Raw genomic sequence first — 23437 nt, 5'->3', positions numbered from 1 at the left:
CGGAGTGCGCCGCGGGTCGTGGATCGGCACTGTGGCGTCACGACCCCAACCACCGGAACCACCGGGAGACGAACCGATGCCCCGCGCCCTTCTCCACCCCTTGGCCCCCGCCGCCGCTTCCCCTGCCGACCGGGTGGCGCGGATCGACTGGACCGCCGCGGCCGGCGAGCTCGACCAGCAGGGATCGGCGGTGCTGCCGCAGCTGCTGTCGCCCGAGGAATGCCGCAGCATCGCCGCGCTGTATCCCCAGGACGGCCCGTTCCGCAGCCGGGTGGTGATGGGCCGGCACGGCTTCGGCCGCGGCGAGTACAAGTACTTCGCCTATCCCCTGCCCGACCTGGTCGGCGGGCTGCGCGGCGCCCTCTATCCCCGGCTGGCGCCGATCGCCAATGAGTGGAACCGGCGGATGGGGATCGACACCCGCTATCCCGCGGAGCACGAGGCCTTCCTGAAGCTGTGCCACGCCGCCGGCCAGCTGCGCCCGACGCCGTTGCTGCTGCAATACGGGCCGGGCGACTACAACTGCCTGCACCAGGACCTGTATGGCGACCTGGCCTTCCCGCTGCAGGTGGCGATCCTGCTGTCGGAGCCGGGGCGCGACTTCACCGGCGGCGAGTTCGTGCTGACCGAGCAGCGGCCGCGCATGCAGTCGCGGCCGGAAGTGGTGCCGCTGCGCCAGGGCGACGCCGTGGCCTTCGCGGTGCATCACCGCCCGGTCGCGGGCACCCGCGGCGACTACCGGGTCAATCTGCGGCACGGCGTCAGCCGCCTGCGCTCCGGCCGCCGGCACACGCTCGGCATCATCTTCCACGACGCCCGGTGACCGCGGATCCTGCGATGCGATCAGGGATGGACGCGGCCCATCCTATGGTATGATCCCGGCCCCGTTGCCCAAGGTTGCGCCGCCCATGCCCGCTCGCATCGTTTCGCCCGCCCAGCACCGTGTGATGCCCTGGCGCAACGGCGGCGGGACGACAGCCGAGATCGCCTCCGAGCCGAGCGACGGCCCGGCCGGGTTCCGCTGGCGGCTGAGCCTGGCCGAGGTGGCATCGGAAGGCCCGTTCTCCGCCTTCCCCGGTTGCAGCCGCACCATCATGCTGCTGTCCGGCCGGGGCATGGAGCTGACGATCAGCGAGGCCGGCGCGGCGCCGAACACCGTCCGCCTCGACCGGCCGCATCAGCCCTTCGACTTCGACGGCGAGGCGGCCACCACCTGCCGGCTGATCGACGGCCCGGTGCGCGACCTCAACGTGATCGCCGACCGGGCGCTGCAGATCGACCACCGGGTGGTGGCGCTGGACGACGCCGATGCGATGCTGGAGCCGGCGACGGTCTGGCTGTTCCACGTGCTGCGCGGCACCGCGGTGATCGACATCGGCCGCCACCTCGCCGTGACCGAGGGCGAGACCGCGATCGTCGAGGACGAGGACGACCGCGCCCCGCACCTGCGCGGCGCCGAGGCCGACAGCTTGGTTTACGCCGTGGCCCTGCGGCCGCGGTAGACGTGCGGACGTAGAGGGCGCGGGATTCTTTTGCTGTCATTGCCCGGCTTGACCGGGCAATCCAGGGGCCACCAAGAGCTGCTCTGGCCGCCCCTGGATGCCACGGTCAAGCCGTGGCATGACAATAAGGGAAAGCTCGACCGGACATCCGCGGGTCAGGCCCGGGCATGACAGTCGGGGACGAGGCGAATGACGATCTCGATGTACCAGGCCTCGGTGCCGGTGTTCCGTCGCGGCCTGACCCAATGCGCCGCTATCCTCGCCAAGGCTGAGGCCCATGCCGCGGCCCGGGGATTCGACCCGGCCATCCTGCTGGCCAGCCGGCTGGCCCCGGACATGTTCCCGCTGGCCCGCCAGGTCCAGATCGCGACGGACGGTGCCCGGGGCGCGGCGGCGCGGCTGGCCGGCGCCGAATTGCCCGACCCGGAGGCCGAGGATTTCGCCGTGTTCAACCGCGGCGTCCGCCACGCCTTCCCCGCGGGCGAGGAGAGCTTTCCGCAGCTTGCCGCCCGCATCGCCGCCGCCCTCTCCTATCTCGACGGCCTGGCGCCGGACCGCATCGACGGTGCCGAGGACCGGCCGGTCGCGGTCACCATGGGCGGCCGGACGCGGCACTTCACCGGGCTGCCCTTCCTGCTGCACTACGCCCTGCCGAACTTCCATTTCCACATCGTCCTGGCCTACGCGATCCTGCGCCACAGCGGCGTCGACCTCGGCAAGCAGGACTATGAGGGGCCGGCGGTCTACACGGCCGGCTGAGGAGGAAAGACCCCATGGACCCCGTTCTGCCCGCCTACAAAACCGTCGGCGACCGCCGCTACCGCGAGACCTCGGGCCTGTACTGGGAGGATTTCGAGCCGGGCGACGTGTTCGAGCACCGGCCCGGCCGCACCGTGCTGGATGCCGACAATGTCTGGTTCACGCTGCTGACCATGAACACCCAGCAGGTCCATTTCGATGCCGCCTACGCCGCCAAGACCGAATGGAAGAGGATGCTGGTGGATTCGACTTTCACCCTGGCGCTGCTGATCGGCATGAGCGTGCGCACGGTCAGCGCCAAGGTCGTCGCCAATCTCGGCTGGGACAAGGTGAAGGCCAGCCACCCGGTCTTCGCCGGCGACACCCTCTATGCCGAGAGCACCGTGCTGCACAAGCGCGAGTCCAAGAGCCGCCCGACCCAGGGGATCGTCACCGTCGCCACCCGCGGCCTCAACCAGGACGGCGCCGAGGTGATGAGCTTCGAACGCACCATGCTGGTCCACCGCCGTGGCCATTCGCCGGAGGAGGCCGCGAACTACTGACCCGCAGCGGCCGTGGATTTTCCCCTGATCCGACCGCCGCCCGGTGCGACCATCCGGCACGCGGCCGGACCCGATACAGGCGATAAGGTCGCATGCGGGCCGCACCGCCGGTCCGTCACCGTTCCACGAATTGCCGTTCGAGGAGACCGCCATGGCCAGAACCGTCGCAGACCAGATGGTCGACACCCTCGCCGCCGCCGGCGTGCAGCGGATCTACGGGATCGTCGGCGACAGCCTGAACGGCTTCACCGACTCGCTGCGCCGCCATGGCGGCATCAAATGGCTGCACCTGCGGCATGAGGAGGTCGCGGCCTTCGCCGCCGGGGCCGACGCCCATGTCACCGGCCAACTGGCGGTCTGCGCCGGCAGCTGCGGCCCGGGCAACCTGCACCTGATCAATGGCCTGTTCGACTGCCACCGCTCGCGCGTGCCGGTGGTGGCCATCGCCGCCCACATCCCCTCGGCCGAGATCGGCTCCGGCTACTTCCAGGAGACCCATCCCGAGCAGCTGTTCCGCGAGTGCAGCAGCTATTGCGAGCTGGTCTCCAGCCCCGAGCAGATGCCCCGCGCGCTGGAGATCGCCATCCGCCGCGCCACGGCCGAACGCTGCGTCTGCGTGCTGGTGATCCCGGGCGACGTCGCCCTGAAGCCGGCCGGCGACGCGCCGGCGCCGAAGCCGCTGGGCCTGGCCCCGGCGCGGCCCACCATCACCCCGCCGGACCACGCGCTGGACCAGTTGGCCGAGCTGCTGAACGGCGCGTCCCGCGTCACCCTGCTGTGCGGCGGCGGCTGCGAGGGCGCCCATGCCGAGCTGCTGCAGCTGGCCGAGGCGCTGAAGGCCCCCGTGGTCCATGCCATGCGCGGCAAGGAGCATGTCGAGTGGGAGAACCCCTACGACGTCGGCATGACCGGGCTGATCGGCTTCTCCTCCGGCTATTACGCCATGGAATCCTGCGACGCCCTGGTGATGCTGGGCACCGACTTCCCCTACCGCCAGTTCTATCCGAAGGCCGCGCGCATCGCCCAAATCGACATCCGGCCGGAGGCGATCGGCCGGCGGGCGCCGGTCGATCTCGGCCTGATCGGCGACGTGGTCTCGACCATCCGGGCGCTGCTGCCGCGCCTGAAGCCCAAGACCGACCGGGCCCATCTCGACGCCGCGGTGCTGCGCTACCAGGAGGCGCGCAAGGACCTCGACGAGCTGGCCACAGGCCGTCCCGGCGGCCCGCTGCACCCGCAGCACATCGCCCGGGTGCTGAGCCAGCAGGCCGCAGACGACGCCATCTTCACCTGCGATGTCGGCCTGCCCACGGTGTGGGCGGCGCGTTACCTCGCCATGAACGGCCGGCGCCGGCTGCTGGGGTCGTTCTGGCACGGGTCGATGGCCAATGCGATGGCCCAGTCGATCGGCGCCCAGGCCGCCTTCCCCCAGCGCCAGGTGATCTCGCTGTCCGGCGACGGCGGCTTCACCATGCTGATGGGCGACCTGCTGAGCCTGGTGCAGCTGAAGCTGCCGGTGAAGGTGGTGGTGTTCAACAACGGCTCGCTCGGCTTCATCGAGCTGGAGCAGAAATCCTCCGGCTTCCTCGACACCGGCACCGAGCTGGTCAACCCCAACTTCGCCGCCATGGCCGAGGCGGTCGGCATCAAGGGCGTGCGCATCGAGGACCCGGCGGAGGTCGAGACCAAGCTGGCCGAGGCGCTGGCCCATCCCGGCCCGGTGCTGATCGACGCCGTGGTCAACCGCATGGAGCTGGCGATGCCGCCCAAGGTCACCGGCGAGATGGCCAAGGGCTTCACCCTGTACATGCTGAAGGCGGTGCTGAACGGCCGGGTCGACGCGATCGTCGAGCTGGCCCGGACCAACCTGCGCCGCTGACCGCGCGCGGCGGGGCCGGGATGCTCAGGCCGGCACGGCCAGCGCCCAGCGCCGCCGCGCGTCCAGCCAGCGGGCCAGCCGCAGCCCGGCCTCGCCCAGCGCCTCGTCCAGCTGGCGGTCGTCGATCAGCTCGCAGGTGAAGCTCTGGGTCCACACCGCGTCCGCGGCTTCGGACCGGACGGTGATGTGGGCCAGGCGGCCCTCGTGCCGGACCGAATCGATGAAGTCGCGGACTCCGGCGCTCTCCCCGGCCGGGCCGGGCCGCAGCGCCATGAAGGTCTCCGGGTTGCGCCGCTGGATCAGCACCGCGCCGCCGGGCCGGACGTGACGGCGGCAGGCGGCGAGCAGGGCCGCGCGGGTCGCGGCCTCGGGGAAGTTGATCAGGGTGCTGGCCAGCAGCACCGCGTCGAAGCCGCGGCCGAGGTCGAGCGTCTCGATATCCGCCAGCACCGTCTCCGCGCCCCTGACATGGGCCAGCATCTCGGCCGAGTTGTCGACGGCGGTCACGACATAGCCGAGCGCGACCAGGGCATGGGCGACGCGGCCGGCGCCCGCGCCCAGGTCCAGCACCGTGCCGCCGGCCGGGACCACCCCGGCGACGATCTCCGGCTCGTCATCCGCCGGCACGCGGCGGTATAGCTCGACCGAGCAGCCGTCCCGGGTGCGGGCCCCAGGCCCAGTGCCGGTGAAGCGGATTGCGGAGCCCATCCATCCCTCCCTTGCGCTCCGACGGAGATGGCGATGGCCATCGCCCGGCGCCAGGGGATCGACCCCTTGAGCCGATGCCCGGTGCATGCCTAAATGAGGATGTGAGGCCCGCCATCCCGGCGGGCCTTTGAGCGCACAGGAGGTTGCCTATGTCCCCGCGGGACGCCTGACCCACCGGTTCCAGCTTTTCTGCGAGGAAAAGGGGATCGGTTTCACCACGAACCCATCGGTTCGGCCCTTCGACAGCACCACGCTGTTCTGCACGGCCGGGATGCAGCAGTTCAAGCCGCTGTTCGCCGACCCGGCCTTCACCGGCACCTTCGCCAACCTCCAGCCCTGCCTGCGGCTGGGCGATCTCGACGAGATCGGCGACGGCACCCACCGGCTCCGCTTCGACATGATCGGCCTGTTCTCGTTCCGCCGCATGACGGTCGGGCAGGCGATCGACTTCTGGCTCGCCTTCCTCGACGGGATCGGCGCATGGCCGGACCATGTCACCATCCACCCCGACCGGATGGACGCGTGGTCGCCGCTGTATCGCGGCCGCGTGCCGATCCGGCCCGACCCGGACTGCACCTGGAGCGACGGCGCCATCTCCGGCTGTTGCACCGAGTTCTATCGGGACGGGGTCGAGATCGGCAACATCGTCAACCCGCTGGGCAGCTGCATCGATTGCGGCTTCGGGCTCGACCGGCTGGACATGCTGGTCAACGGCACCCCGCCGCCGACGCCGGAGCAGGTCCTGGTCGACGCGATCGAGAGCATCATCGCCAGCGGCTACCGGCCCGGCGGCAAGGCGCAGGGCTATGTGCTGCGCAAGCTGCTGCGCCGGCTGTGGGCGCTCGGCGGCACGCTCGACCACCCGGAGTTCCGGGCGGAGGTGGCGCGCCAGCAGCGGCTGCGCAGCCGCTATCTCAGGCTCAAGACCCGCCACCCGGACCAACCGCCGGAATGGTGGTTCGACACCCATGGCATCGATCTGGCGGAGCTGGAGGACGCGCCATGACTCCGCCCGCATTCCATCCCCCCGAACACAGGACCGAGACGATGTTCGAAGACGACCTGGCCCGCTGGAGCCTGGTGCCGGACGGCGACCCGATCGTCACCCATGGCAGCCGGCTGCTGCCGGTGCGCAGCGGCGACCTTGCCGCCATGATCAAGCAGCCGGTCAACGCGGATGAGCGCCTGGGCTGCCTGCTGATGCAGTACTGGACCGGCGAGGGCGCCGCCATGGTGCTGGCCCAGCACGACGACACGCTGCTGCTGGAGCGCGCCACCGGCCCCTGCTCGCTGACCGTCCTGGCGCGGCAGGGGCAGGACGACGACGCCTGCCGCATCCTGTGCGCCGCCGCGGCCGGGCTGCACGCCCCGCGCGGCCGGCCGCTGCCGGACGGGCTGCTGCCGCTGGCGCGATGGTTCGAGCCGCTGACCCTCGGCGGCGACCGTTACGGCGGCGTGGTGGCCCGCGCCGCCGCCGTGGCCCGCGACCTGCTGGCGGCGCCGCGCGAGATCGTCACCCTGCATGGCGACCTCCACCACGACAATGTGCTGGATTTCGGCCCGCGCGGCTGGCTGGCGATCGACCCGCGCCATCTGGTCGGCGACCGCGGCTATGATTTCGGCAGCCTCTTCACCAACCCCGACATGGGCCTGCCCGGCGCGCCCGCCCTCGCCGCCCCCGAGGAGGCGGTTGCCACCCTGCCCGGCCGCCTGGCCCGGCGGGCGGCGGTGGTGGCCGAGGCGGCGGGGATCGAGCGCGGCCGCCTGCTGCGCTGGGTGCTGGCCGCCGCCGGCCTGTCCGCGGTCTGGAGCCTCGACGACGGCGACCATCCCGCCATCGACCTGGCGGTGGCGGAGCTGGCGCTGGCGGAGCTGGGTGGCGACTGAACCTCATCAATCTGAGTCCCCCCTCCCCTTGCGGAAGGGGGGTAGGGGGAGGGGGTTTTCTCCACCCGAGCCAGCCTTCCTTTGGCGACCGACCAGCCTGTGCGGGACCGGGCTCCCAGGCCATTCGTGCGCGGACGCGCGCAGACCCCTCCCCCTAGCCCCCTCCCGCAAGGGGAGGGGGGACTAGAAAGGAATCGCCGGCATTCCCCGTCGTCCCGGGCGTGGCCGGCGGCATTTTTTGCCGGCGGTGTCGGCGGCGGGCATACTCGTTCGTCCTCGGGATGAAAAGGAAACGACCGGATGCTGTACGCCGTCCTCTGCTACCACAACGAAGCCGTGACCGAGGGCTGGAGCAAGGCCGAAGACGATGCCGTCATAGCCCGGCTGGTCGCGGTGCAGGAGCCGCTGGCCCGGCAGGGCAAGATCGGACCCGTCGCCCGGCTGATGCCCACCACCGCGGCCACCACCCTGCGCAGCGGCGCGGGCGAGCCGCTGGTGATCGACGGCCCCTTCGCCGAGACCAAGGAGCAGCTTCTGGGCTTCTACACCTTCGACTGCGCCTCGCTGGACGAGGTGCTGGACATCGTGCGCGACCTCGCGCGCGCCAATCCCGGGGGGGCCTATGAGGTCCGCCCGATCCGCAGCTTCAAGCCGGGGACCGCAGGATCATGACCGACATCGCCTGGATCGACGCGGCCATCACCTCCGCCCGCCCCCAGGCGATCGGCGCCCTGCTGCGCTATTTCCGCGATCTCGACACCGCCGAGGAGGCGTTCCAGGACGCCTGCCTGCGGGCCTTGAAGACCTGGCCGCAGAAGGGGCCGCCGCGCGACCCCGCGGCCTGGCTGATCTTCGTCGGCCGCAACGCCGCGCTCGACACCGTGCGGCGCGGCAAGCGGCAGGTGCCGTTGCCCGAGGACGAGCTGCTGTCCGACCTCGACGACGCCGAGGCCGACATGGCCGACCGGCTGGACGGCCACCAGTACCGCGACGACATCCTGCGGCTGCTGTTCATCTGCTGTCATCCCGACCTGCCGGCGACCCAGCAGATCGCGCTGGCGCTGCGCGTCGTCTCCGGCATCCCGGTCAGGCAGATCGCCCGCGCCTTCCTGGTGGGCGAGGCGGCGATGGAGCAGCGCATCACCCGGGCCAAGGCCCGCGTCTCCGCCGCCGACGTGCCGTTCGAGACGCCGGGCGCGCCGGAGCGGGCGGGGCGGCTGGCCGCGGTCGCCGCCATGATCTACCTGGTGTTCAACGAGGGCTACACCGTCAGCAGCGAGGAGGCGCCGCTGCGCGCGCCGCTGTGCGACGAGGCGATCCGCCTGGCCCGGCTGCTGCTGCGGCTGTTCCCGGCGGAGCCGGAGGTGATGGGCCTGGCCGCCCTGCTGCTGCTGCAGCATTCCCGCGCCCCGGCCCGCTTCGACGAGAACGGCTGCATCGTGCTGCTGGAGGACCAGGACCGCAGCCGGTGGAACCGCGCCATGATCGCCGAGGGGCTGGCGCTGATCGACAAGGCGATCCGCCACCGCCGCCCCGGCCCCTACCAGCTGCAGTCGGCGATCGCGGCGCTGCACGCCCGCGCCGCGCGGCCCGAGGACACCGACTGGGCCGAGATCGACCTGCTGTACCAGGCGCTGGAGCGGCTGCAGCCCTCGCCGGTGGTCACGCTCAACCGGGCGGTCGCGGTGTCCAAGCTGCACGGCGCGCAGGCGGCGCTGGAGATGATCGAGCCGCTGGCGCCGCGCCTGTCCGGCTATTTCTACTTCTTCGGGCTGAAGGGGGCTCTGCTGCAGCAGCTCGGCCGCTTCGGCGAGGCGCGCACCGCCTACGACCAGGCCATCGCGCTGGCCGGCACGGCGGCGGAGGCGGCCCATATCCGGCTGCATCTCGACCGGCTGCAGAAGGATGGCGCGGAGGCCGACGCCAAGGCGTCCAGCTGACCCCGAAACTTTTTTCGGCGGCCGTGTCGGCACGGCGCCCGCCCGGTCGTCCTTGGGTCAGGTCCGCAGCAACCGCCGCGGCCGGACCACGGACAACCGCAAGCAGGAGGAAGACATGACAGAACCCGGACAGGCGACGGCGCAGGTGCGGCCGAAGGTTCTCGGCGTGGCCGCCTATCTCAATGTCGGCGGGGCGGTGAAGGCCTCGGAGTTCTACCAGCGGGCCTTCGGCGCCGAGGAGGTCAACCGCATCCCGGTCGACGAGCAGGGGCGGACGATGCACATCCACCTCTACATCAACAACGGCTCGGTGATGCTGGGCGACGCGTATCCGGAGCACGGCTATCCGCTGCAGCCGCCGCAGGCCTTCACCCTGCATCTCGATGTCGAGGACCCCGACGCCTGGTGGAACCGCGCGGTCGAAGCCGGGGCGGAGATCGTGCTGCCGCTGCAGGTGATGTTCTGGGGCGACCGCTACGGCCAGCTGCGCGACCCGTTCGGCGTGATGTGGTCGATCGGCGCGCCCGCCGCTTAAGAAGGCCTGGACGCCCGGATCCCGGGCGTCCCTCCCCTCTCAGGCGCGGATGGCGACCTCGGCCTCGATCTCGACCGCCAGGTCGAAGGGCAGACCGGCCATGCCGACGGCGGAGCGGGAATGCTTGCCCCGCTCCTCGCCGTACAGGCTGACGATCAGGTCGGTGAAGCCGTTGATCACCAGCGGGAACCGGTTGAAGCCAGGCCCGGCATTGACCATGCCGAAGGCGCGCAGCCAGGCGGTGATGCGGTCGAGATCGCCAAGCTCGGCCTTCAGGCTGGCCAGGATCGCCAGGCCGGTCAGCTTCGCGGCGTGGTAGCCCTGCTCCAGCGTCAGCTCCTGGCCGACCTTGCCCAGCGGCTGGGCGAGCGACCCGTCGGGCGCCAGCGCGCCATGGCCGGAGACATAGGCCCGGTCGCCATGCACCCGGACCCAGGGGAAGCCCAGCACCACGCCCGGCGGCAGCTTGATGGGGGCCGGCAGCTGCAGCCCCAGGGCCGCCAGCCTCGCTTCGATCTCGGCCATGTCAGGTGCTCCCCTCGTCCCTGCCCCGATGCAGTGACCGCAGCGTACCGGCACGCCCCGCCGGCACAAGCGCCCGATTGTCGCGAGCCGGTGAACAGGTCGCCTCGATGCATTGACCGAACGACCGTTCAATTCTGGACGGGACAGGCGACCCTCTCAAAAAATCCCGATCCCGCTGTCGGATCGGCGGCCCGTCCTTCGTTCTCAGGGGGTGCCATCGACACCCACGACAGGAGAGAGCGATGACGACGACCCCCGATGCCGCCACCGACGAAGCCCGGATCCGGGCGCTGATCGACCAGCGATCCCAGGCCCTGCGCCGCAAGGACGCCCGGGGAGTCATCGCCGGCCAGGCCGAGGATTTCGTGCTGTACTCCCTGGCGCCGCCGCTGCGCGACCAGGGCGAAGGCACGGCCGGGCTGGAGGGTTGGTTCGCGACCTGGCGGGGCCCGATCGGCTACGAGCTCCGCGACCTCGCGGTGACGGTCGGCGGCGATGTCGCCTTCTGCCATGGCCTGGCCCGGCTCACCGGCACCAAGCTCGATGGCGAGACGGCCGATGTCTGGTTCCGCATCACCTTCGGCCTGCGCCGCGCCGCGGAAGGCTGGACCATCACCCATGAGCACGAATCCGTGCCCTTCTACATGGATGGCAGCCTGCGCGCGGCGGTCGACCTGAAGCCCTAGGGTCAAAACCCGATTGGGCGCGGCTGAGATCGTCGCCTTTGGGCGGAAAGCGGAAGTTGAGACCGGGAGGGAGGGGCTGCCGGATCAAGAGCCGAAGTGGCCATAGAGTGGATGGCCCAAAGGCAACATACGGCGCACCGGACAACGCGGTCCTTTTGGGGCCCCGTTGACACGAGGGCCACCCTCACGGCTTCAGGCAGGCCGACACGCGGCGCTACATATAGCTGATCGCGCCATAATCTCGAAGTATGGTCCAAACCTCAATGTGATCAGCCAGATCACCAGAGGGGCTATGACAAATCATTGCAATGTCATACCCTCCGGTTAATCTATCTAGAAGTTTCACGGTCACAGTTTTAGCGCCATCCTTGGCAATGTACGACCCTCCTCGCAACGGGGAAGCGCCTTCTGGGACCACTACGCTTCCTTGAAGTTCATCCACACACTCCCAAAAAATCTTTTCATCCACCAACGGGACATCGACTATTGTATTAAGAAGAGATCGATTCCCGGCAACAATCGCCTGAACAACGTCGGTTATACGAGCCTGCTCGGTCTGAGTTAGGTCAAGATCTTCGTCCCCGGCGGTCATAAAGTACCTCCACCTCGAGGCTGCAAGTAGAGCCGATAGCTCACCATACCCTCCAAAAAACACGGTGGGCTAGATCGGTCCTGCCATCTGCTGAGCGTTGGTGAAGTACCTTCCTCCCCTGCGAACACATTCCGCTGAAGGATATCAGAAGCGGTCGCCCGAACGCGTGAGCTCCAAGGACCGCTTCGGGTCGAAAGGCGACCCAGGTTTGGCCACGTCTCGACCCTGGGGCCATCGACGGCGCGGGAACCGGCGGCGCGGCCGCCCCGCGCCGTGGGTTCGCGTCAGCCCACCCTGGCCATGGCGGCGGACAGCAGCTTGAAGCCGACCCAGCCCCAATAGACCCGGTGATGGGCGATCAGCCCGTGCTCGATGTCCATCACCTCGACCAGGTCGACCTGGTCGCCCTCCGGCGTCTCGCGCGGATACTCCCAGACCAGCTGCCGGCCGTTGGCGTAGAAGGTGCCGGTGCGGTACCAGCGGCCGAGATCGGTCTGCAGCGTGCGCAGCCCGGCCTGGAAGAACGACCGGATCGCGGCATTGCCCTGCAGCCGGCCGTCGGCCCGGTCGCGCAGGGTGGCGATGATCAGCGGCGTCTCCAACACCGCATCCTCGGCGTAGAGCGCCATCAGGCCGTCGAGGTCGCGGCCGCGCACGGTCTCGTGCCAGCGCTCGTAGATGTGGCGGATCTCGGCATCGGTGTTCATCGCATGCTCCATCGGGTGTCCAGGAACCGTAGCCCGATGGTGAACCGGCGTGCGGACGGATGCTTCGGTCCCGGTCGAAGCGTGTGGCCGGCGAGCCAGCTCAGCCGGCGGCACGCTCCGGCGCCGGGCCCGCGGGGTCGGCCGCGGCGGCGCCGAGCAGGGCGTCGAGCAGCCCCGGAAACCGGGCGTCGAGATCCTCGCGGCGCAGCGACAGCAGGTTCTCGCGGCCATGGGGGCGCTGCCAGATCACGCCGCTGTCGCGCAGCACCCGCCAATGGTGGGTGAGGGTGGATTTCGACACGCCCTTCAGCAGGGTGCCGCAGGCCCGCTCGCCATCCGCAGCCAGGGCGCGGAGCACGGCCAGCCGCATCGGGTGGCCCAGGGCGGCTAGGACGTTCTCCAGCCGGATCTGGTGCCGGTCGGGATGCTGGGGGGTGATCATCCCTCCTAGATAGGCAACGGTACGTGGACAGTCAAACCTTCGCCGCCGGCGCCTGGCCGCAGCGGCCGCCTCGGGTCCGATAGTACGCGTATTCTAGTACTGTTCAACAGTACGATAAAACGCGTACAGTCGGACGAATCGCATCCGCAGGGAGACCCCATGTCCGCGTCCCTCTCCGCCGGCGGGCACCGCTCGCTGGGCTGGAGCCTGGCCTTGCTGGCCTTCGCCCAGCTGATCGTCTCGCTGGACCTCAACATCGTGTTCGTCGCCCTGCCCGAGATCGGCGCGGGGCTCGGCTTCTCCGAACAGTCGCTGCAATGGGTGGTCAGCGCCTACACCGTGTTCTGCGGCGGCTTCCTGCTGCTGGGCGGGCGCGCCGCCGACCTCTTGGGCCAGCGCCGGATGTTCGTGTTCGCCCTGGCCCTCTACGCCCTGTCCTCGCTGGTCGGCGGGCTGGCCTGGAGCCCCGGCGTGATCATCGTCGCCCGGGCGGTCCAGGGCATCGGCGGCGCCTTCCTGTTCCCGGCCACGCTGTCGCTGGTCAACCGGCTGTTCGAGGAGGGGCCGCGGCGCAACCGGGCCCTGGCGGTGTGGGGCGGCGCCGGCGCCAGCGGGCTGACCCTGGGGTCGCTGCTGGGCGGCGTGCTGACCGATACCTTCGGCTGGTCCGCCGTGTTCTTCGTCAACGTGCCGCTGGCCGGGATCGTGGCCCTGGCGGCGCTGGCGGTGATCCCGCGCGACCCGCCGCGGCACGGAGGTCGCAGCTTCGACCTGCCCGGGGCGCTGACCGTCACCGCCGGCGCCACCCTGCTGGTCACGGTGCTGGTGCAGGGGCCGGAGGCAGGCTGGGGCTCCACCGGCATCGTGGCCTGCGCCGTGCTGTCCGCCCTGGCCCTGGCCGCCTTCGCGCTGATCGAGACCCGCAGCGCCGACCCGCTGATGCCGCTGCGCCTGTTCCGCAACCGCAGCCTGGCCGCAGCCATCGCCACCACCTTCCTCTACATGGGCAGCTTCGGCGCCCTGCCCTATTTCCTGACCGTGCTGTTCCAGACCGTGAACGGCTATTCCGCGCTGGAGACCGGACTGGCCTTCCTGGTGCCGTCGCTGGCGATCGCCGCCGGCACCCAGCTGGGCGAGCGCCTGGCCACCCGGCTGGGGACCCGCCGCACCCTGCTGCTGGGCTGGGGCCTCGGCATCGCCGGCACGGTCGCGATCGGCCTCGCCGCCTCGCCCGGCGCCGGGTACCTGGCGCTGGTGCCCGGCCTGGTGGTCTCCGGCATCGGCCAGGGCATCACCTGGACCGGGATGTGGATCGCCGCCGCCTCCGGCGTCGCGCCGGAGGAGCAGGGCGTGGCCTCCGGCATGGCCTCGACCGCGCTGAACATCGGCAATGCCATCGGCCTGGCCGTGCTGATCGCCATCGCCAATGCCGGAACCGGAGGACAGGAGGGTGAGCTGCTGCGCGCCGCCATGGCCGATGGCGCCCGCACCGCCTTCCTGCTCGCGGCGGCCGGCATCGGGTTGGGCGGGGTGGTGGCGCTGGCCCTGCCGCGCCGGGCCCGCAGGCCGGCCGCCTGCGCCGCGGCGTGACCGCCGCCGGCGGGGGACGCTAGGGCGCGCCGCCCGCCGCCTCGAGATAGGCGATGACGTCGCGCCGGTCCTGCCGCTGCGGCGGACCGGGGAAGTCCATGCGGGTGCCGGGCACCAGCGCGCGGGGGTTGGTCAGCCAGCGGTCCAGCGTCGCCTCGGTCCACACCAGGCGGCTGGCCCGCATCGCGTCGGAATAGTCGAAATCGCCGATCGCGCCGGAGCGGCGCCCGACCACCGCATGCAGCGACGGGCCGTATCGGTTCGTCCCGGCCTCGATCGAATGGCAACCGCTGCATTCGTCGAAGATCTCCTCGCCCCGCGCCGGGTCCGCCACCTGGGCCCGGGCCGCGGCTGGCAGGGCCAGGCCCGCGATCGCGAGAGCCACCACAACCTTCATCGCATCCGTCCTTCCGCTGATCCGATCAAAAATATGAGCAATCATCACATTCTATAACGTGATAGATTCTCATATTCGGAAGATCAAGCGGAATCCGGCCGACTTGACAGGCCGGGGCCCGGAAGGCGGGATTCGAGAGCTGGCGGGCGCTGAAGGAGGGAGGGACGACCATGACCGACCCGACGCAGCCGGGCTCTGCCCGGCCGGTTCTCATCGCGGCCGAACCGCAGCTGTTCGTCTCCGACATCGCCGCGGCCTGCGACTTCTACAGCCGCAGGCTCGGCTTCGCGGTGGCTTTCGCCTACGGGGATCCGCCCTTCTACGCCCAGGTGGTGCGCGACGGGGCGCGGCTGAACCTGCGCCATGTCGACGGCCCGGTCTTCGATGCCGGGTTCCGGGCGCGGGAGGCCGACGCGCTGGCCGCGACCATCACCCTCGCCGACGCCAAGCCGCTGTTCCTGGAGGTCCAGGCGGCCGGCGCCCCGCTCCACCAGACGCTGCGGACGGAGCCCTGGGGTGCCCGCACCTTCATCGTGCGCGACCCCGACGGCAACCTGCTGGCCTTCTCGAGCTGACCGAGCCGGGCGCTATCGCATCGACCAGATCGAGCCGCCGGCGACCAGCCAGCGCGTGCCCTCCGGCGGGGTCATCACGATCAGCGGCAGCTGGTGCAGCAGGCTGAGGAACACCTGGGTCTCGGTCGGGGTCGGCTGCGCCTCCGTCACCGCGAAGCCGACGGCGCGCTGCCCGTCGGCCGTGGCCTGCCCGGCGAGGCAGGAGGGCGGGGACAGCCGGCCGCCGGACAGGATCCGGCCGCCGTCGGGGCTGACCAGGAAGCGGTAGTGGCCGCCGATCAGGAACACGCCCGGGCCGGTCGGCGCCGCCAGGGCATAGACCCGCCAGTTGCGGGTGCCGGGGTCGCGAAAGGCGATCGGGTTGTAGGTCTTCGAACAGGGCTGGTCGATCTTGCCCAGCGCCAGCTGCTCGGCGGCGAGCTGGGCGGTCTGGTCCGGGGTCAGCGGCGCGCCGTCGCGCCGGGCCAGGGTCGGCGGGGCGCCGGTGGCGGCGACGGTGACGTCGTAGAGCGCCTCCGGCCCGGCGCTGCCGCGCCTGACGAAGCGGACCAGGATGCCGTCCGCCACCGGCTCGGTCACCCAGCCGCCGACGCCGCTGGCGCGCAGGTCGACGCCCTGGCGGCGCAGCAGGTCGCTGGCCAGCGCCACGGCGCCGTCGAGCACATAGATCTGGCGCCCCAGCGTCTCAGCCTGGCGGAAGGCCGGCCCGGTCTGCGGCACCAGCCGGGACGGGTCGAAGGGCGGGGGAACGGCCGGAGTTCCGGGTGCGGCCGGGGTCGTCTGCGCCATGGCCGGGCCCGCGAGGCCTGCCAGGGCCGGCAGCGCCAGCGCCGCCAGCAGCAGCCAGGCCGGCGCGCGCGGCCGGCGGGACGGGATGGGTCGCAGGCTCATGATTCCCTCGCAATGCTCGGCGGCCACCATGCCGCGCCGGCCCGGTCCGGCCAAGCCCCCCGCCGCCGAACCGCCCCGACGCCAATACAGGGCGAGGACAGAATGGGTTCCCCCTTGGCAGCCATGACGGCACCCGGCTGATCCGGCCGGCGAAGCGGACCGTAACGACTGTTAACATTTGACGTACTCGGATTCGGCCGCGCGGTTTAATTCGATGGCCGCCCGAACCGACTCGCCGGTTGATGAGGAGACGCGATCGATGGCCCCGACCAAATGCGCGACCTGCCCGTTGCGCAGCCGGCCGTTGTTCAAGACCAACACCGATGAGGAGATCGCGTTCATCAACGAGATGCGCCGCGGCACCCTCAAGTTCTCGGCCGGGGCGCAGATCCTGTCGCAGGGCGATGACGACAGCGACCTCTACACCCTCTATTCCGGCTGGGCCTTCCGCTTCAAGGAGCTGGAGGATGCCCGGCGGCAGATCCTCAACATCCTGATGCCGGGCGACTTCATGGGGTTCCATGTCTCGCCCCACACCGGCGCGCCCTACGGCATCGAATGCCTGACTGAGGTCGAGGTCTGCGTCTTCCCCAAGCGCAAGCTGTGGGACCTGTTCCGCAACCATCCCGGCCTGGCCTACGACGTGACCTGGCTGACCGCGCATGAGGAAGGCATCGTCGACGACAACCTGCTGTCGGTCGGCCAGCGCTCGGGCATGGAGCGGGTGGCGACCATCGTGCTCGCGGTCTACAAGCGGGCGCGGCAGCTCGACCTCGTCCAGGACAATGCACTGGACTTCCCGCTGACCCAGCAGCACATCGCCGACATGCTCGGCATGTCGCTGATCCACACCAACCGGGTGCTGCGGCGCCTGCACCGCGACGGCGTCTTCACCCTCGCCCGCAAGAAGCTGCGGGTCCACGACACCAGCGCCCTGCGGTCTCTCGCCGCATGGGCCGAGACGCCGGTGCCGAAACGGCCACTGATCTGAGTTTCCCCTGTTTCCAACGTATCGCCTCGTTTCGATGCCCCGGCCGCACGGCCGCGGCCCGGACGCGGCGCGACGGTCAATCGTAAGGAGAGCGCGACCATGGCGACCCGCAACCTCGAACAGGACATCGACACCCTCACCAGCACGCTGGCGGATCTGCGGGCCGAGATCGGCACCCTGGCCGGCCGCGCCGGCGGGGCGGCGCAGGACGCGGTCGATGCCGGCCGGCGCAGCGCCCGCCGCGTCGGCAGGGCGGCCAGCACCGTCGGCGACGAGATCCAGGGCCATGTCACCGAACGGCCGCTGACCAGCCTCGGCATCGCCTTCGCCGCCGGCCTGGCGATCGGCCGCTTCCTCTGCCGCTGACCCCGCGGAGCCACTCACCCGCGCGGGGCCGCGGAACCCTTTGGGTCGCGGTCCCGTTCCCTGACCGGTCCGTTCCGGATCGGTTGTCCGAAGCCTGAGGAGAACCCCATTGGACAAGGATCGCATCAAGGGCGCCGTCGACCAGGCGGTGGGCAAGGGCAAGGCGGTCGCCGGCAAGATCACCGGCAACCGCGGGCTCGAGGCCGAAGGCCGGGCGCAGCAGGCGACCGGCCGGGTCCAATCCGCGGCCGGCAAGGTCAAGGATGCCGTCCGCGACGTTCTCAAGAAGTGAGGAGCAGATCATGATCACACGCATCGTACTCATCGTCGGCCTGATGGCCGCCGGCCTGAGCATGGCCGCCTGCGACAACACCGTCCGCGGCGTCGGCCAGGACACCCAGAAGGCCGGGCAGAACATCGAGCAGTCGACCAAGCCGAACCCGCCGTGATCGACCGCCCGGGCGGACGCACCCCGTCCGCCCGGGCGTCGCGGCCCTGATGACTCCCGACCCTGAAGGACTTCGCCCGGAATGGATCTGATCCGGATCATCATCGCCATCCTGCTGCCGCCGCTGGGCGTGTTCCTGCAGGTCGGCTTCGGTGGGCAGTTCTGGCTCAACATCCTGCTGACACTGCTGGGCTATATCCCCGGCATCGTCCACGCGGTCTGGGTGATCGCGAAGAAATAGCGGCTGGAAAGCCGCCGCCCGATCGGACAGGCTGTCGCTCCGTCGACCGGAGAACCAGCGATGTCCCCATCCCCCATCCGAACCGCGCCCTTCGGCTTCTGGAGGTCGCCGATCACCTCCGACCTGATCGTGGCGCAGTCGATCGGCCTGTCCGAGGTCCGCCTGGACGGCGACGCCGTGTGGTGGCTGGAAGGCCGGCCGCAGGAGGGCGGGCGCAGCGTCCTGGTCCGCCAGGGCCAAGACGGCCACGCCAGCGACGCCACCCCGGCCGGCTTCAATGTCCGCACCCGGGTGCATGAATATGGCGGCGGCGCCTGGACCGTGGCCGACGGCACCGTGTTCTTCTCCAACGACCGCCCCGGCCCGGCCGGCGGCCCGCCCGACCACCGGCTCTACCGCCAGGCGCCCGGCGCCGCCCCGGTCGCGATCACCCCGGCCACCGATCCGGCGGCGGGGGAATGGCGCTTCGCCGACGGCCAGATCGACGCGCGGCGCAAGCTGTGGATCGGCGTCGGCGAGCACCACACGCCCGGCCGGGCGCACCCGGACAACGCCATCGTCGCGGTGCCGCTGGACGGCGCCCAGGCTGGCACCGTGCGCATCCTGGCCGAGGGCCGCGACTTCTTCTCGTCGCCCCGCCTCTCGCCCGATGGCAGCCGCCTGGCCTGGCTGGCCTGGGACCACCCGCACATGCCCTGGGTCGAGACCGTTCTGCATGTCGCCGACCTCGCCGCCGACGGGTCGGTGTCCGGCGCGCGGGCGCTGGCCGGCGGATCCGGCGAATCGATCTTCCAGCCGGAGTGGTCGCCCGACGGGGCCCAGCTGGTGTTCGTCTCCGACCGCTCCGGCTGGTGGAACCTGCACCGCTGCGACGGGCGCGGCGGCCCGGTCGAGCCGATCCTGGCCCTGGCCGCCGAATTCGGCCAGCCGCAATGGGTGTTCGGCCTGTCGACCTACGCCTTCGCCGGCCCGGAGCGCCTGTTGTGCAGCTATGTCGAGGGGGGCTTGGGCAAGCTCGGCTTCGTCGACCTGGCGACCGGCGCGCTGACCCCGATCGCGCTGCCCTTCACCGACATCAGCTCGGTCCGCGCCAATGACCGCACCGCGGTGTTCCGCGGCGGCTCGCCGCGCGACGCCGCCTCGATCGTCCGGCTCGACCTCGCCACCCTGCGCTGGGAGGTGCTGAAGCGCGCGACCGAGATCGGCCAGGACCCGGCGCTGCGCGGCTACTTCTCAGAGGCCCAGCCGGTCGAGTTCCCCACCGCCGGCGGCCGCACCGCCTTCGGCCTGTACTATCCGCCGGCCAGCGCGGACCATGCAGCGCCGGAGGGCGATGTGCCGCCGCTGGTGGTCAAGATCCATGGCGGCCCGACCTCCGCCTCCTCCTCGACGCTCAACCTCGGCATCCAGTACTGGACCAGCCGCGGCATCGCCGTGCTGGACGTCAACTACGGCGGCAGCACCGGCTATGGCCGCGCCTATCGCGACCGGCTGAACCTGAGCTGGGGCATCGTCGACGTGCAGGATGCGGTGGCCGGGGCCAAGCACCTCGCCGCCCAGGGCCTGGCCGACCCGGCGCGGTCGGTGATCACCGGCGGCAGCGCCGGCGGCTACACCGCTCTGGCGGCGCTGGCCTTCGACTCGTACTTCGCCGGCGGCGCCAGCCATTTCGGGGTCAGCGACGCGGCCGCCCTGGCCCGCGACACCCACAAATTCGAGTCGCGCTACCTGGACTGGCTGATCGGCCCGTACCCGGCGGAGGCGGAGCGGTACCGCGAGCGGTCGCCGCTGTTCCACGCCGACCGCCTGTCCAAGCCGGTGATCTTCTTCCAGGGCGACGAGGACGAGGTGGTGCCGCCGAACCAGACCGAGGCCATGGTCGACGCGCTGCGCGCCAAGGGCCAGCCGGTCGGCTATGTCCTGTTCGCCGGCGAGCAGCACGGTTTCCGCAAGGCCGCCAACATCCAGCGCGCGCTGGATGGCGAGCTGGCCTTCTACGCGGTGGAGATCTTCAAGACCGGCCTCGCCTTCTGAGACCGTCCGGGAATGCGCTGGTATGTCCGCCGTCAGATGGCCACACCAGCCGCGTTTCCTGACGGTCTCCGAGTCAGCGACACCGAGGGAAGCCACCATGTTTCATCGCCGACGCGCCGCGGGGGTCTTCGCCGCCGCCCTGGCCGTCCTCCTGCTGGCCGGCCCGTCCGGGGCGGCGGAGCCCTGGTCGTTCTACGCCAATCCGCGGTTCTGCTACGCCGTCGACATCCCGCCCGGCTTCGCCGTCGAGACCGAGTCCGACAACGGCGACGGCGCCACCCTGGCCGATGCCGCAAGCGGGGCGCGGCTGGCGGTGTGGGGCAGTAACATTGTCGAGGGCGACTTCAAGTCAGAGGCCGCCGGCCGCGCCGACAGCTACATCAAGGACGGCTGGCAGCTCTCGCTGCGGCGCATCGGCGACGCCAGGGCCAGCCTGTCGGGCAGCCGCAAGGACCGGGTGCTCTATGTCAGGGGCATCGACCTGGGCGACGGCCAGGCCGCCTATTTCGAGCTCGACTACCCCCGCGCCGGCCTGAAGGCGTTCGACCCGGTGGTCGAGCGCATGGTCCGCAGCCTGGCCAAGGCCCAGGAGTGCAGCGCGCGGTAGGCGCGGCGCTCGCCTCAGAAGTCCCCCTCCCCCTTGCGGGAGGGGGTAGGGGGAGGGGTCTGCGCGCGTCCGCGCGCGACTGCGCAAGGAACAGGCTTCGCCATCGACGGCCGGCGCGGGCTGAGGCCCGCGGAGAAGCGGGACCTATCCGGCGCGGAGCCTCTCCCGCTCCCTTCACCGTCATTGCGAGCGCAGCGAAGCAATCCATGGCGCCGCCTGGCATGGATTGCTTCGTCGGCTTCGCCTCCTCGCAATGACGGTGTTGGGGTGAGGGAAGAGGGCTTCGCCCTCTCCCTGGGGAAGAAGGCTTCGCCTTCTCCCTGGGGTGAGGGGGTGGCCCCGCCCCATCCAACCCATCACCCGGTGTCAGGAGCCTCCGGCGCCTCCGGCTTGAAGCCGAAGACCATCGGGCTGAGCCCGAGAGACCGGCAGAGGCGCTGGGCGGCCGTGGCGATGGTCTCGGTGTCGAGCATCTCGATCCCATCGGGCTCCTGCAGCCGCACCGCCAGCCCGGCTCGGAGCGCCGGGATCCAGGCGGGATCGGCGCATTCCGCAAAGTCCCGCTCCACCATGGCGGTCACCGCCTTCCGGCGCTTGGCCCGGATCGCCTGGATCTCCGCCGGGCTGCCCGCCGGCCGGGCCGGGCGCGGCGTGGCCGGCCATTCCTCGCCGCGCCAGCGCTGCCAGGTCTCCGACAGGCCGAGGCCGCAGGCCACCCCCGCCATCACCGACCCCACCGGCCGGTCCTCGACCTGGACGTCCTGGTCCTCGTAGAGCCCGTCGACCCGCTCCTCGAGATCATCCTTCAGGGCGTTGAAGCGGCCCTCATCCTCGATCTCCTCGCAGATCATGTCCTGCAGGGTGTCCCGGACCTCGTCGCGGTGGCGGTCGCGGCGGGCCTTGCGGGCGGCCAGGCGGTCGGGGATCTCGGCCCGGTCCTGGGCGCACAGCTTGGCGGCGGCGCGGGCGCGCTGGGCCAGCGACTGATGCACCGTGCGGGTGAAGCGGGCGAAGGCCAGCCCGGCCTCGCGCGCCTCGGCCCTGGCCGCCACCGCCTCGTCGGATTTGGGCGCCGCGGCCCTCACCTGGGCCTGGGCGTCGAGCGCACGGGCGCCCTCGCCCCTGACCAGCTGCAGGCTGATCTCGGCGATCTCGGTGAGCATCTCCATCTGCTGCAGCGCGAGGCTGCGGCAGTGGGCCTGGATGTCGAACCCGTCTGGTGGCGTTTTCATGGAACGTATCATGAACGAGTCGTTCCACTTAACACAATGCACATTGTGTTTACGCCTGGGTGAACATCGTGTTCATCCCTGGGTGAACATCGTGTTCATCCCTGGGTGAACATCGTGTTCATCCCTGGGTGAACATCGTGTTCATCCCATGGCGATGTGGCTGGGCGCGTGTAGCCGGGCGCGCGCTTTTAGATGACTGGGCACCTGCTTTTAGACGGGCGCCCACGGGCTCCGCTGTCCGCTCTCGGGTGGAATGCGGCCGATGGCGCGAGCCGTTCGGACCTTCCGCAAAGGGCGGAAAGCGGACTCGGAAAGCGAACGGCGTCACGACCTGATATGTCGGCGATGCGCGATCACCTGAGGAGTGCGCTCCCGGCTGAGAGGTGCAATTCAAATATCGTTTGTCCAGGCCGGCGCATATGGGTGTATTCTCGTCAAAGACGATCGATCAAGCAAACGAGAGTCCCATGAATTTAACTATTATAAACAGCACTGAACGTGATTTCCATCTTGTATTTGAAGATTTTCTTGTGATCGGAACACATATTATCAAGAGCAAAGAACAAACGACGTATATGTGGACGAGTAATGCCGGAGCGCCTATTGAAGCTAACGATAGATTCGGAAATTCCTTTAGGGTTTGGTGTGCGTTCAGGTTCTATGCGCGAATAGAAGGTCGGCGTTTTATCGACTTTGAATTCGCCTTAGATTGCCACACAATAATAATAGTTCCAACAGAGGATGGCATCAATATTTTGCCAGGCTGATGTGAATTTCAATATTCCCACTTTGCCTCAGCAGGCCAGCCTTTTGATTCACACGCTGTCGGACCTGACGATGGGCAGCGCAGCAAGGGCTGATCAGCACTTATCTTGGGCAATCGCGTTTACGACAGGCACTCCGTCAATACGTTCCCGGCAGAGCGCTCCGAGAGCACCGAACAGAAGAAGCAGTTATGCGGCTGCCGGGCTGGCGTATAAGTCAACCCATGGGTGGCATGAACATGGGTGCGACGGCGACTGCCGCCGCGCCCAATCTCAATGCACCTGTTCAAGATTGGCGAGGCCGAAGACGGCCTTCGATCGCCCCGTCATCTAAACTCCACTGTCTCAGTCCAGGGGACAGTCCTGTCCAGTCCAGTGGCCGGAATGGGTCGCATGCGGTCATGTCCGCTTCGAGGCGCCGAGTCGGATGGCCGGTCTCGGACACCGGCAACCGGCCTGGCCGTCCGCGAAGGGCGGATTCTGTTGAAGAAGTCAGCGGGAAGCGGACGATCGCCCTTGCGGGCCAAAGCGGCCGGTACGCGCTAGAATCCGGACATTGCCTTGCATCTCCGAAGCGGATGTCCGGCCAACCCGCCG

The 23437-nt window shown here is 70.1% G+C and carries 28 protein-coding genes; 20 read left to right on the top strand and 8 right to left on the bottom strand.

Going from position 1 to position 23437, the window contains the following annotated elements; translation table 11 throughout:
* The first annotated feature begins 76 nt into the window (after positions 1-76).
* From E9232_RS15190 to poxB, 5 genes are all read left to right on the top strand, one after another.
* A complete protein-coding gene (locus tag E9232_RS15190) occupies positions 77-823 on the top strand; it encodes a 2OG-Fe(II) oxygenase (protein ID WP_309795012.1) in 747 nt (248 codons plus the stop codon).
* 85 nt (positions 824-908) lie between these two features.
* On the top strand, positions 909-1502 hold the full coding sequence (locus E9232_RS15185) for a HutD/Ves family protein (RefSeq protein ID WP_309795011.1): 594 nt from the start codon (positions 909-911) through the stop codon (positions 1500-1502).
* Positions 1503-1691: 189 nt separating this feature from the next.
* A complete protein-coding gene (locus tag E9232_RS15180) occupies positions 1692-2261 on the top strand; it encodes a DUF1993 domain-containing protein (protein WP_309795008.1) in 570 nt (189 codons plus the stop codon).
* Positions 2262-2275: 14 nt separating this feature from the next.
* Complete coding sequence (gene ripB / locus E9232_RS15175) at positions 2276-2803, top strand: (R)-specific enoyl-CoA hydratase RipB/Ich (protein ID WP_309795006.1); 528 nt, start codon at positions 2276-2278, stop codon at positions 2801-2803.
* Between the two features lie 151 nt (positions 2804-2954).
* A complete protein-coding gene (gene poxB, locus E9232_RS15170) occupies positions 2955-4682 on the top strand; it encodes a ubiquinone-dependent pyruvate dehydrogenase (protein WP_309795004.1) in 1728 nt (575 codons plus the stop codon).
* 24 nt (positions 4683-4706) lie between these two features.
* Here the strand turns inward: poxB and E9232_RS15165 are convergent, their stop codons facing one another.
* The gene (locus E9232_RS15165; protein WP_309795003.1) at positions 4707-5390 is read right to left on the bottom strand and encodes a class I SAM-dependent methyltransferase; all 684 of its coding nucleotides are present in this window, start codon (positions 5388-5390) and stop codon (positions 4707-4709) included.
* A 127-nt stretch (positions 5391-5517) separates the two neighbouring features.
* On the opposite strand from E9232_RS15165, the gene E9232_RS15160 reads away from it, so the two are divergent.
* The 5 genes from E9232_RS15160 (at position 5518) to E9232_RS15140 (ending at position 9752) form a co-directional block, all read left to right on the top strand.
* Positions 5518-6396 (top strand): alanine--tRNA ligase-related protein, encoded by an 879-nt coding sequence (locus E9232_RS15160; protein WP_309795000.1) that lies wholly within the window; start codon positions 5518-5520, stop codon positions 6394-6396.
* Positions 6397-6437: 41 nt separating this feature from the next.
* On the top strand, positions 6438-7277 hold the full coding sequence (locus tag E9232_RS15155) for an aminoglycoside phosphotransferase family protein (protein ID WP_309794998.1): 840 nt from the start codon (positions 6438-6440) through the stop codon (positions 7275-7277).
* Positions 7278-7577: 300 nt separating this feature from the next.
* Positions 7578-7949, top strand: a complete 372-nt coding sequence (locus E9232_RS15150; protein WP_309794996.1) for a YciI family protein — start codon at positions 7578-7580, stop codon at positions 7947-7949.
* On the top strand, positions 7946-9217 hold the full coding sequence (locus E9232_RS15145; RefSeq protein WP_309794994.1) for an RNA polymerase sigma factor: 1272 nt from the start codon (positions 7946-7948) through the stop codon (positions 9215-9217). The genes E9232_RS15150 and E9232_RS15145 overlap by 4 nt, the downstream gene beginning before the upstream one ends.
* 115 nt (positions 9218-9332) lie before the next feature.
* On the top strand, positions 9333-9752 hold the full coding sequence (locus E9232_RS15140) for a VOC family protein (RefSeq protein WP_309794991.1): 420 nt from the start codon (positions 9333-9335) through the stop codon (positions 9750-9752).
* Positions 9753-9791: 39 nt separating this feature from the next.
* Here E9232_RS15140 and E9232_RS15135 read toward each other — a convergent pair whose 3' ends face one another.
* Positions 9792-10277, bottom strand: coding sequence for a RidA family protein (locus E9232_RS15135; protein ID WP_309794989.1), 486 nt, complete (start codon positions 10275-10277; stop codon positions 9792-9794).
* A 242-nt stretch (positions 10278-10519) separates the two neighbouring features.
* Between E9232_RS15135 and E9232_RS15130 the strand changes: the two genes are divergently transcribed.
* Complete coding sequence (locus E9232_RS15130; RefSeq protein WP_309794988.1) at positions 10520-10963, top strand: YybH family protein; 444 nt, start codon at positions 10520-10522, stop codon at positions 10961-10963.
* A gap of 214 nt (positions 10964-11177) precedes the next feature.
* Here E9232_RS15130 and E9232_RS15125 read toward each other — a convergent pair whose 3' ends face one another.
* The 3 genes from E9232_RS15125 to E9232_RS15115 all read right to left on the bottom strand — a co-directional run bounded on the left by E9232_RS15125 (position 11178) and on the right by E9232_RS15115 (position 12704).
* Positions 11178-11555: a hypothetical protein gene (locus tag E9232_RS15125; RefSeq protein WP_309794987.1), complete on the bottom strand. Its 378-nt coding sequence runs from the start codon at positions 11553-11555 to the stop codon at positions 11178-11180.
* Between the two features lie 284 nt (positions 11556-11839).
* The gene (locus E9232_RS15120) at positions 11840-12262 is read right to left on the bottom strand and encodes a nuclear transport factor 2 family protein (protein ID WP_309794986.1); all 423 of its coding nucleotides are present in this window, start codon (positions 12260-12262) and stop codon (positions 11840-11842) included.
* A 100-nt stretch (positions 12263-12362) separates the two neighbouring features.
* Entirely contained in the window at positions 12363-12704 is a 342-nt protein-coding gene (locus E9232_RS15115; protein ID WP_309794985.1) for an ArsR/SmtB family transcription factor, read from the bottom strand.
* Between the two features lie 159 nt (positions 12705-12863).
* Here E9232_RS15115 and E9232_RS15110 point away from each other — a divergent pair, with 159 nt between their 5' ends.
* Positions 12864-14294 carry an MFS transporter gene (locus E9232_RS15110; protein WP_309794984.1) on the top strand — a complete coding sequence of 477 codons (1431 nt, stop codon included), beginning with the start codon at positions 12864-12866 and terminating at the stop codon, positions 14292-14294.
* Positions 14295-14313: 19 nt separating this feature from the next.
* Here the strand turns inward: E9232_RS15110 and E9232_RS15105 are convergent, their stop codons facing one another.
* The gene (locus E9232_RS15105; RefSeq protein ID WP_309794983.1) at positions 14314-14691 is read right to left on the bottom strand and encodes a c-type cytochrome; all 378 of its coding nucleotides are present in this window, start codon (positions 14689-14691) and stop codon (positions 14314-14316) included.
* 170 nt (positions 14692-14861) lie between these two features.
* Between E9232_RS15105 and E9232_RS15100 the strand changes: the two genes are divergently transcribed.
* The gene (locus E9232_RS15100) at positions 14862-15266 is read left to right on the top strand and encodes a bleomycin resistance protein (RefSeq protein ID WP_309794982.1); all 405 of its coding nucleotides are present in this window, start codon (positions 14862-14864) and stop codon (positions 15264-15266) included.
* Positions 15267-15278: 12 nt separating this feature from the next.
* Here the strand turns inward: E9232_RS15100 and E9232_RS15095 are convergent, their stop codons facing one another.
* Positions 15279-16157 (bottom strand): hypothetical protein, encoded by an 879-nt coding sequence (locus tag E9232_RS15095; RefSeq protein WP_309794981.1) that lies wholly within the window; start codon positions 16155-16157, stop codon positions 15279-15281.
* Positions 16158-16416: 259 nt separating this feature from the next.
* On the opposite strand from E9232_RS15095, the gene E9232_RS15090 reads away from it, so the two are divergent.
* The 7 genes from E9232_RS15090 to E9232_RS15060 all read left to right on the top strand — a co-directional run bounded on the left by E9232_RS15090 (position 16417) and on the right by E9232_RS15060 (position 20844).
* Positions 16417-17148 (top strand): Crp/Fnr family transcriptional regulator, encoded by a 732-nt coding sequence (locus E9232_RS15090; RefSeq protein ID WP_309794980.1) that lies wholly within the window; start codon positions 16417-16419, stop codon positions 17146-17148.
* A 99-nt stretch (positions 17149-17247) separates the two neighbouring features.
* Positions 17248-17514 carry a hypothetical protein gene (locus E9232_RS15085; protein ID WP_309794979.1) on the top strand — a complete coding sequence of 89 codons (267 nt, stop codon included), beginning with the start codon at positions 17248-17250 and terminating at the stop codon, positions 17512-17514.
* 109 nt (positions 17515-17623) lie between these two features.
* Positions 17624-17806 (top strand): CsbD family protein, encoded by a 183-nt coding sequence (locus E9232_RS15080; RefSeq protein ID WP_309794978.1) that lies wholly within the window; start codon positions 17624-17626, stop codon positions 17804-17806.
* Positions 17807-17816: 10 nt separating this feature from the next.
* Complete coding sequence (locus E9232_RS15075; RefSeq protein ID WP_309794977.1) at positions 17817-17963, top strand: entericidin A/B family lipoprotein; 147 nt, start codon at positions 17817-17819, stop codon at positions 17961-17963.
* An 81-nt stretch (positions 17964-18044) separates the two neighbouring features.
* Positions 18045-18203 carry a YqaE/Pmp3 family membrane protein gene (locus E9232_RS15070; protein ID WP_034846286.1) on the top strand — a complete coding sequence of 53 codons (159 nt, stop codon included), beginning with the start codon at positions 18045-18047 and terminating at the stop codon, positions 18201-18203.
* Positions 18204-18263: 60 nt separating this feature from the next.
* Entirely contained in the window at positions 18264-20237 is a 1974-nt protein-coding gene (locus tag E9232_RS15065; RefSeq protein WP_309794976.1) for a S9 family peptidase, read from the top strand.
* Positions 20238-20334: 97 nt separating this feature from the next.
* Positions 20335-20844 (top strand): hypothetical protein, encoded by a 510-nt coding sequence (locus E9232_RS15060; RefSeq protein WP_309794975.1) that lies wholly within the window; start codon positions 20335-20337, stop codon positions 20842-20844.
* 356 nt (positions 20845-21200) lie between these two features.
* Here E9232_RS15060 and E9232_RS15055 read toward each other — a convergent pair whose 3' ends face one another.
* Entirely contained in the window at positions 21201-22076 is an 876-nt protein-coding gene (locus tag E9232_RS15055; protein WP_309794974.1) for a hypothetical protein, read from the bottom strand.
* Positions 22077-23437: the final 1361 nt, after the last annotated feature.

It is taken from the genome of Inquilinus ginsengisoli (assembly GCF_031453975.1).
GTDB lineage: Bacteria > Pseudomonadota > Alphaproteobacteria > DSM-16000 > Inquilinaceae > Inquilinus > Inquilinus ginsengisoli_A.
The sequence above is the reverse complement of the archived record's forward strand: the minus strand, read 5'-3'. Positions and strand labels throughout refer to the sequence as shown.

Excerpts from the sequence above, each read along its gene's own strand:
- E9232_RS15190 (WP_309795012.1), top strand. The coding sequence starts at position 77 with ATGCCCCGCGCCCTTCTCCACCCCTTGGCCCCCGCCGCCGCTTCCCCT.
- E9232_RS15185 (WP_309795011.1), top strand. The coding sequence starts at position 909 with ATGCCCGCTCGCATCGTTTCGCCCGCCCAGCACCGTGTGATGCCCTGG.
- E9232_RS15180 (WP_309795008.1), top strand. The coding sequence starts at position 1,692 with ATGACGATCTCGATGTACCAGGCCTCGGTGCCGGTGTTCCGTCGCGGC.
- ripB (WP_309795006.1), top strand. The coding sequence starts at position 2,276 with ATGGACCCCGTTCTGCCCGCCTACAAAACCGTCGGCGACCGCCGCTAC.
- poxB (WP_309795004.1), top strand. The coding sequence starts at position 2,955 with ATGGCCAGAACCGTCGCAGACCAGATGGTCGACACCCTCGCCGCCGCC.
- E9232_RS15165 (WP_309795003.1), bottom strand. The coding sequence starts at position 5,390 with ATGGGCTCCGCAATCCGCTTCACCGGCACTGGGCCTGGGGCCCGCACC.
- E9232_RS15155 (WP_309794998.1), top strand. The coding sequence starts at position 6,438 with ATGTTCGAAGACGACCTGGCCCGCTGGAGCCTGGTGCCGGACGGCGAC.
- E9232_RS15150 (WP_309794996.1), top strand. The coding sequence starts at position 7,578 with ATGCTGTACGCCGTCCTCTGCTACCACAACGAAGCCGTGACCGAGGGC.
- E9232_RS15145 (WP_309794994.1), top strand. The coding sequence starts at position 7,946 with ATGACCGACATCGCCTGGATCGACGCGGCCATCACCTCCGCCCGCCCC.
- E9232_RS15140 (WP_309794991.1), top strand. The coding sequence starts at position 9,333 with ATGACAGAACCCGGACAGGCGACGGCGCAGGTGCGGCCGAAGGTTCTC.
- E9232_RS15135 (WP_309794989.1), bottom strand. The coding sequence starts at position 10,277 with ATGGCCGAGATCGAAGCGAGGCTGGCGGCCCTGGGGCTGCAGCTGCCG.
- E9232_RS15130 (WP_309794988.1), top strand. The coding sequence starts at position 10,520 with ATGACGACGACCCCCGATGCCGCCACCGACGAAGCCCGGATCCGGGCG.
- E9232_RS15125 (WP_309794987.1), bottom strand. The coding sequence starts at position 11,555 with ATGACCGCCGGGGACGAAGATCTTGACCTAACTCAGACCGAGCAGGCT.
- E9232_RS15120 (WP_309794986.1), bottom strand. The coding sequence starts at position 12,262 with ATGAACACCGATGCCGAGATCCGCCACATCTACGAGCGCTGGCACGAG.
- E9232_RS15115 (WP_309794985.1), bottom strand. The coding sequence starts at position 12,704 with ATGATCACCCCCCAGCATCCCGACCGGCACCAGATCCGGCTGGAGAAC.
- E9232_RS15110 (WP_309794984.1), top strand. The coding sequence starts at position 12,864 with ATGTCCGCGTCCCTCTCCGCCGGCGGGCACCGCTCGCTGGGCTGGAGC.
- E9232_RS15105 (WP_309794983.1), bottom strand. The coding sequence starts at position 14,691 with ATGAAGGTTGTGGTGGCTCTCGCGATCGCGGGCCTGGCCCTGCCAGCC.
- E9232_RS15100 (WP_309794982.1), top strand. The coding sequence starts at position 14,862 with ATGACCGACCCGACGCAGCCGGGCTCTGCCCGGCCGGTTCTCATCGCG.
- E9232_RS15095 (WP_309794981.1), bottom strand. The coding sequence starts at position 16,157 with ATGAGCCTGCGACCCATCCCGTCCCGCCGGCCGCGCGCGCCGGCCTGG.
- E9232_RS15090 (WP_309794980.1), top strand. The coding sequence starts at position 16,417 with ATGGCCCCGACCAAATGCGCGACCTGCCCGTTGCGCAGCCGGCCGTTG.
- E9232_RS15085 (WP_309794979.1), top strand. The coding sequence starts at position 17,248 with ATGGCGACCCGCAACCTCGAACAGGACATCGACACCCTCACCAGCACG.
- E9232_RS15075 (WP_309794977.1), top strand. The coding sequence starts at position 17,817 with ATGATCACACGCATCGTACTCATCGTCGGCCTGATGGCCGCCGGCCTG.
- E9232_RS15070 (WP_034846286.1), top strand. The coding sequence starts at position 18,045 with ATGGATCTGATCCGGATCATCATCGCCATCCTGCTGCCGCCGCTGGGC.
- E9232_RS15065 (WP_309794976.1), top strand. The coding sequence starts at position 18,264 with ATGTCCCCATCCCCCATCCGAACCGCGCCCTTCGGCTTCTGGAGGTCG.
- E9232_RS15060 (WP_309794975.1), top strand. The coding sequence starts at position 20,335 with ATGTTTCATCGCCGACGCGCCGCGGGGGTCTTCGCCGCCGCCCTGGCC.
- E9232_RS15055 (WP_309794974.1), bottom strand. The coding sequence starts at position 22,076 with ATGAAAACGCCACCAGACGGGTTCGACATCCAGGCCCACTGCCGCAGC.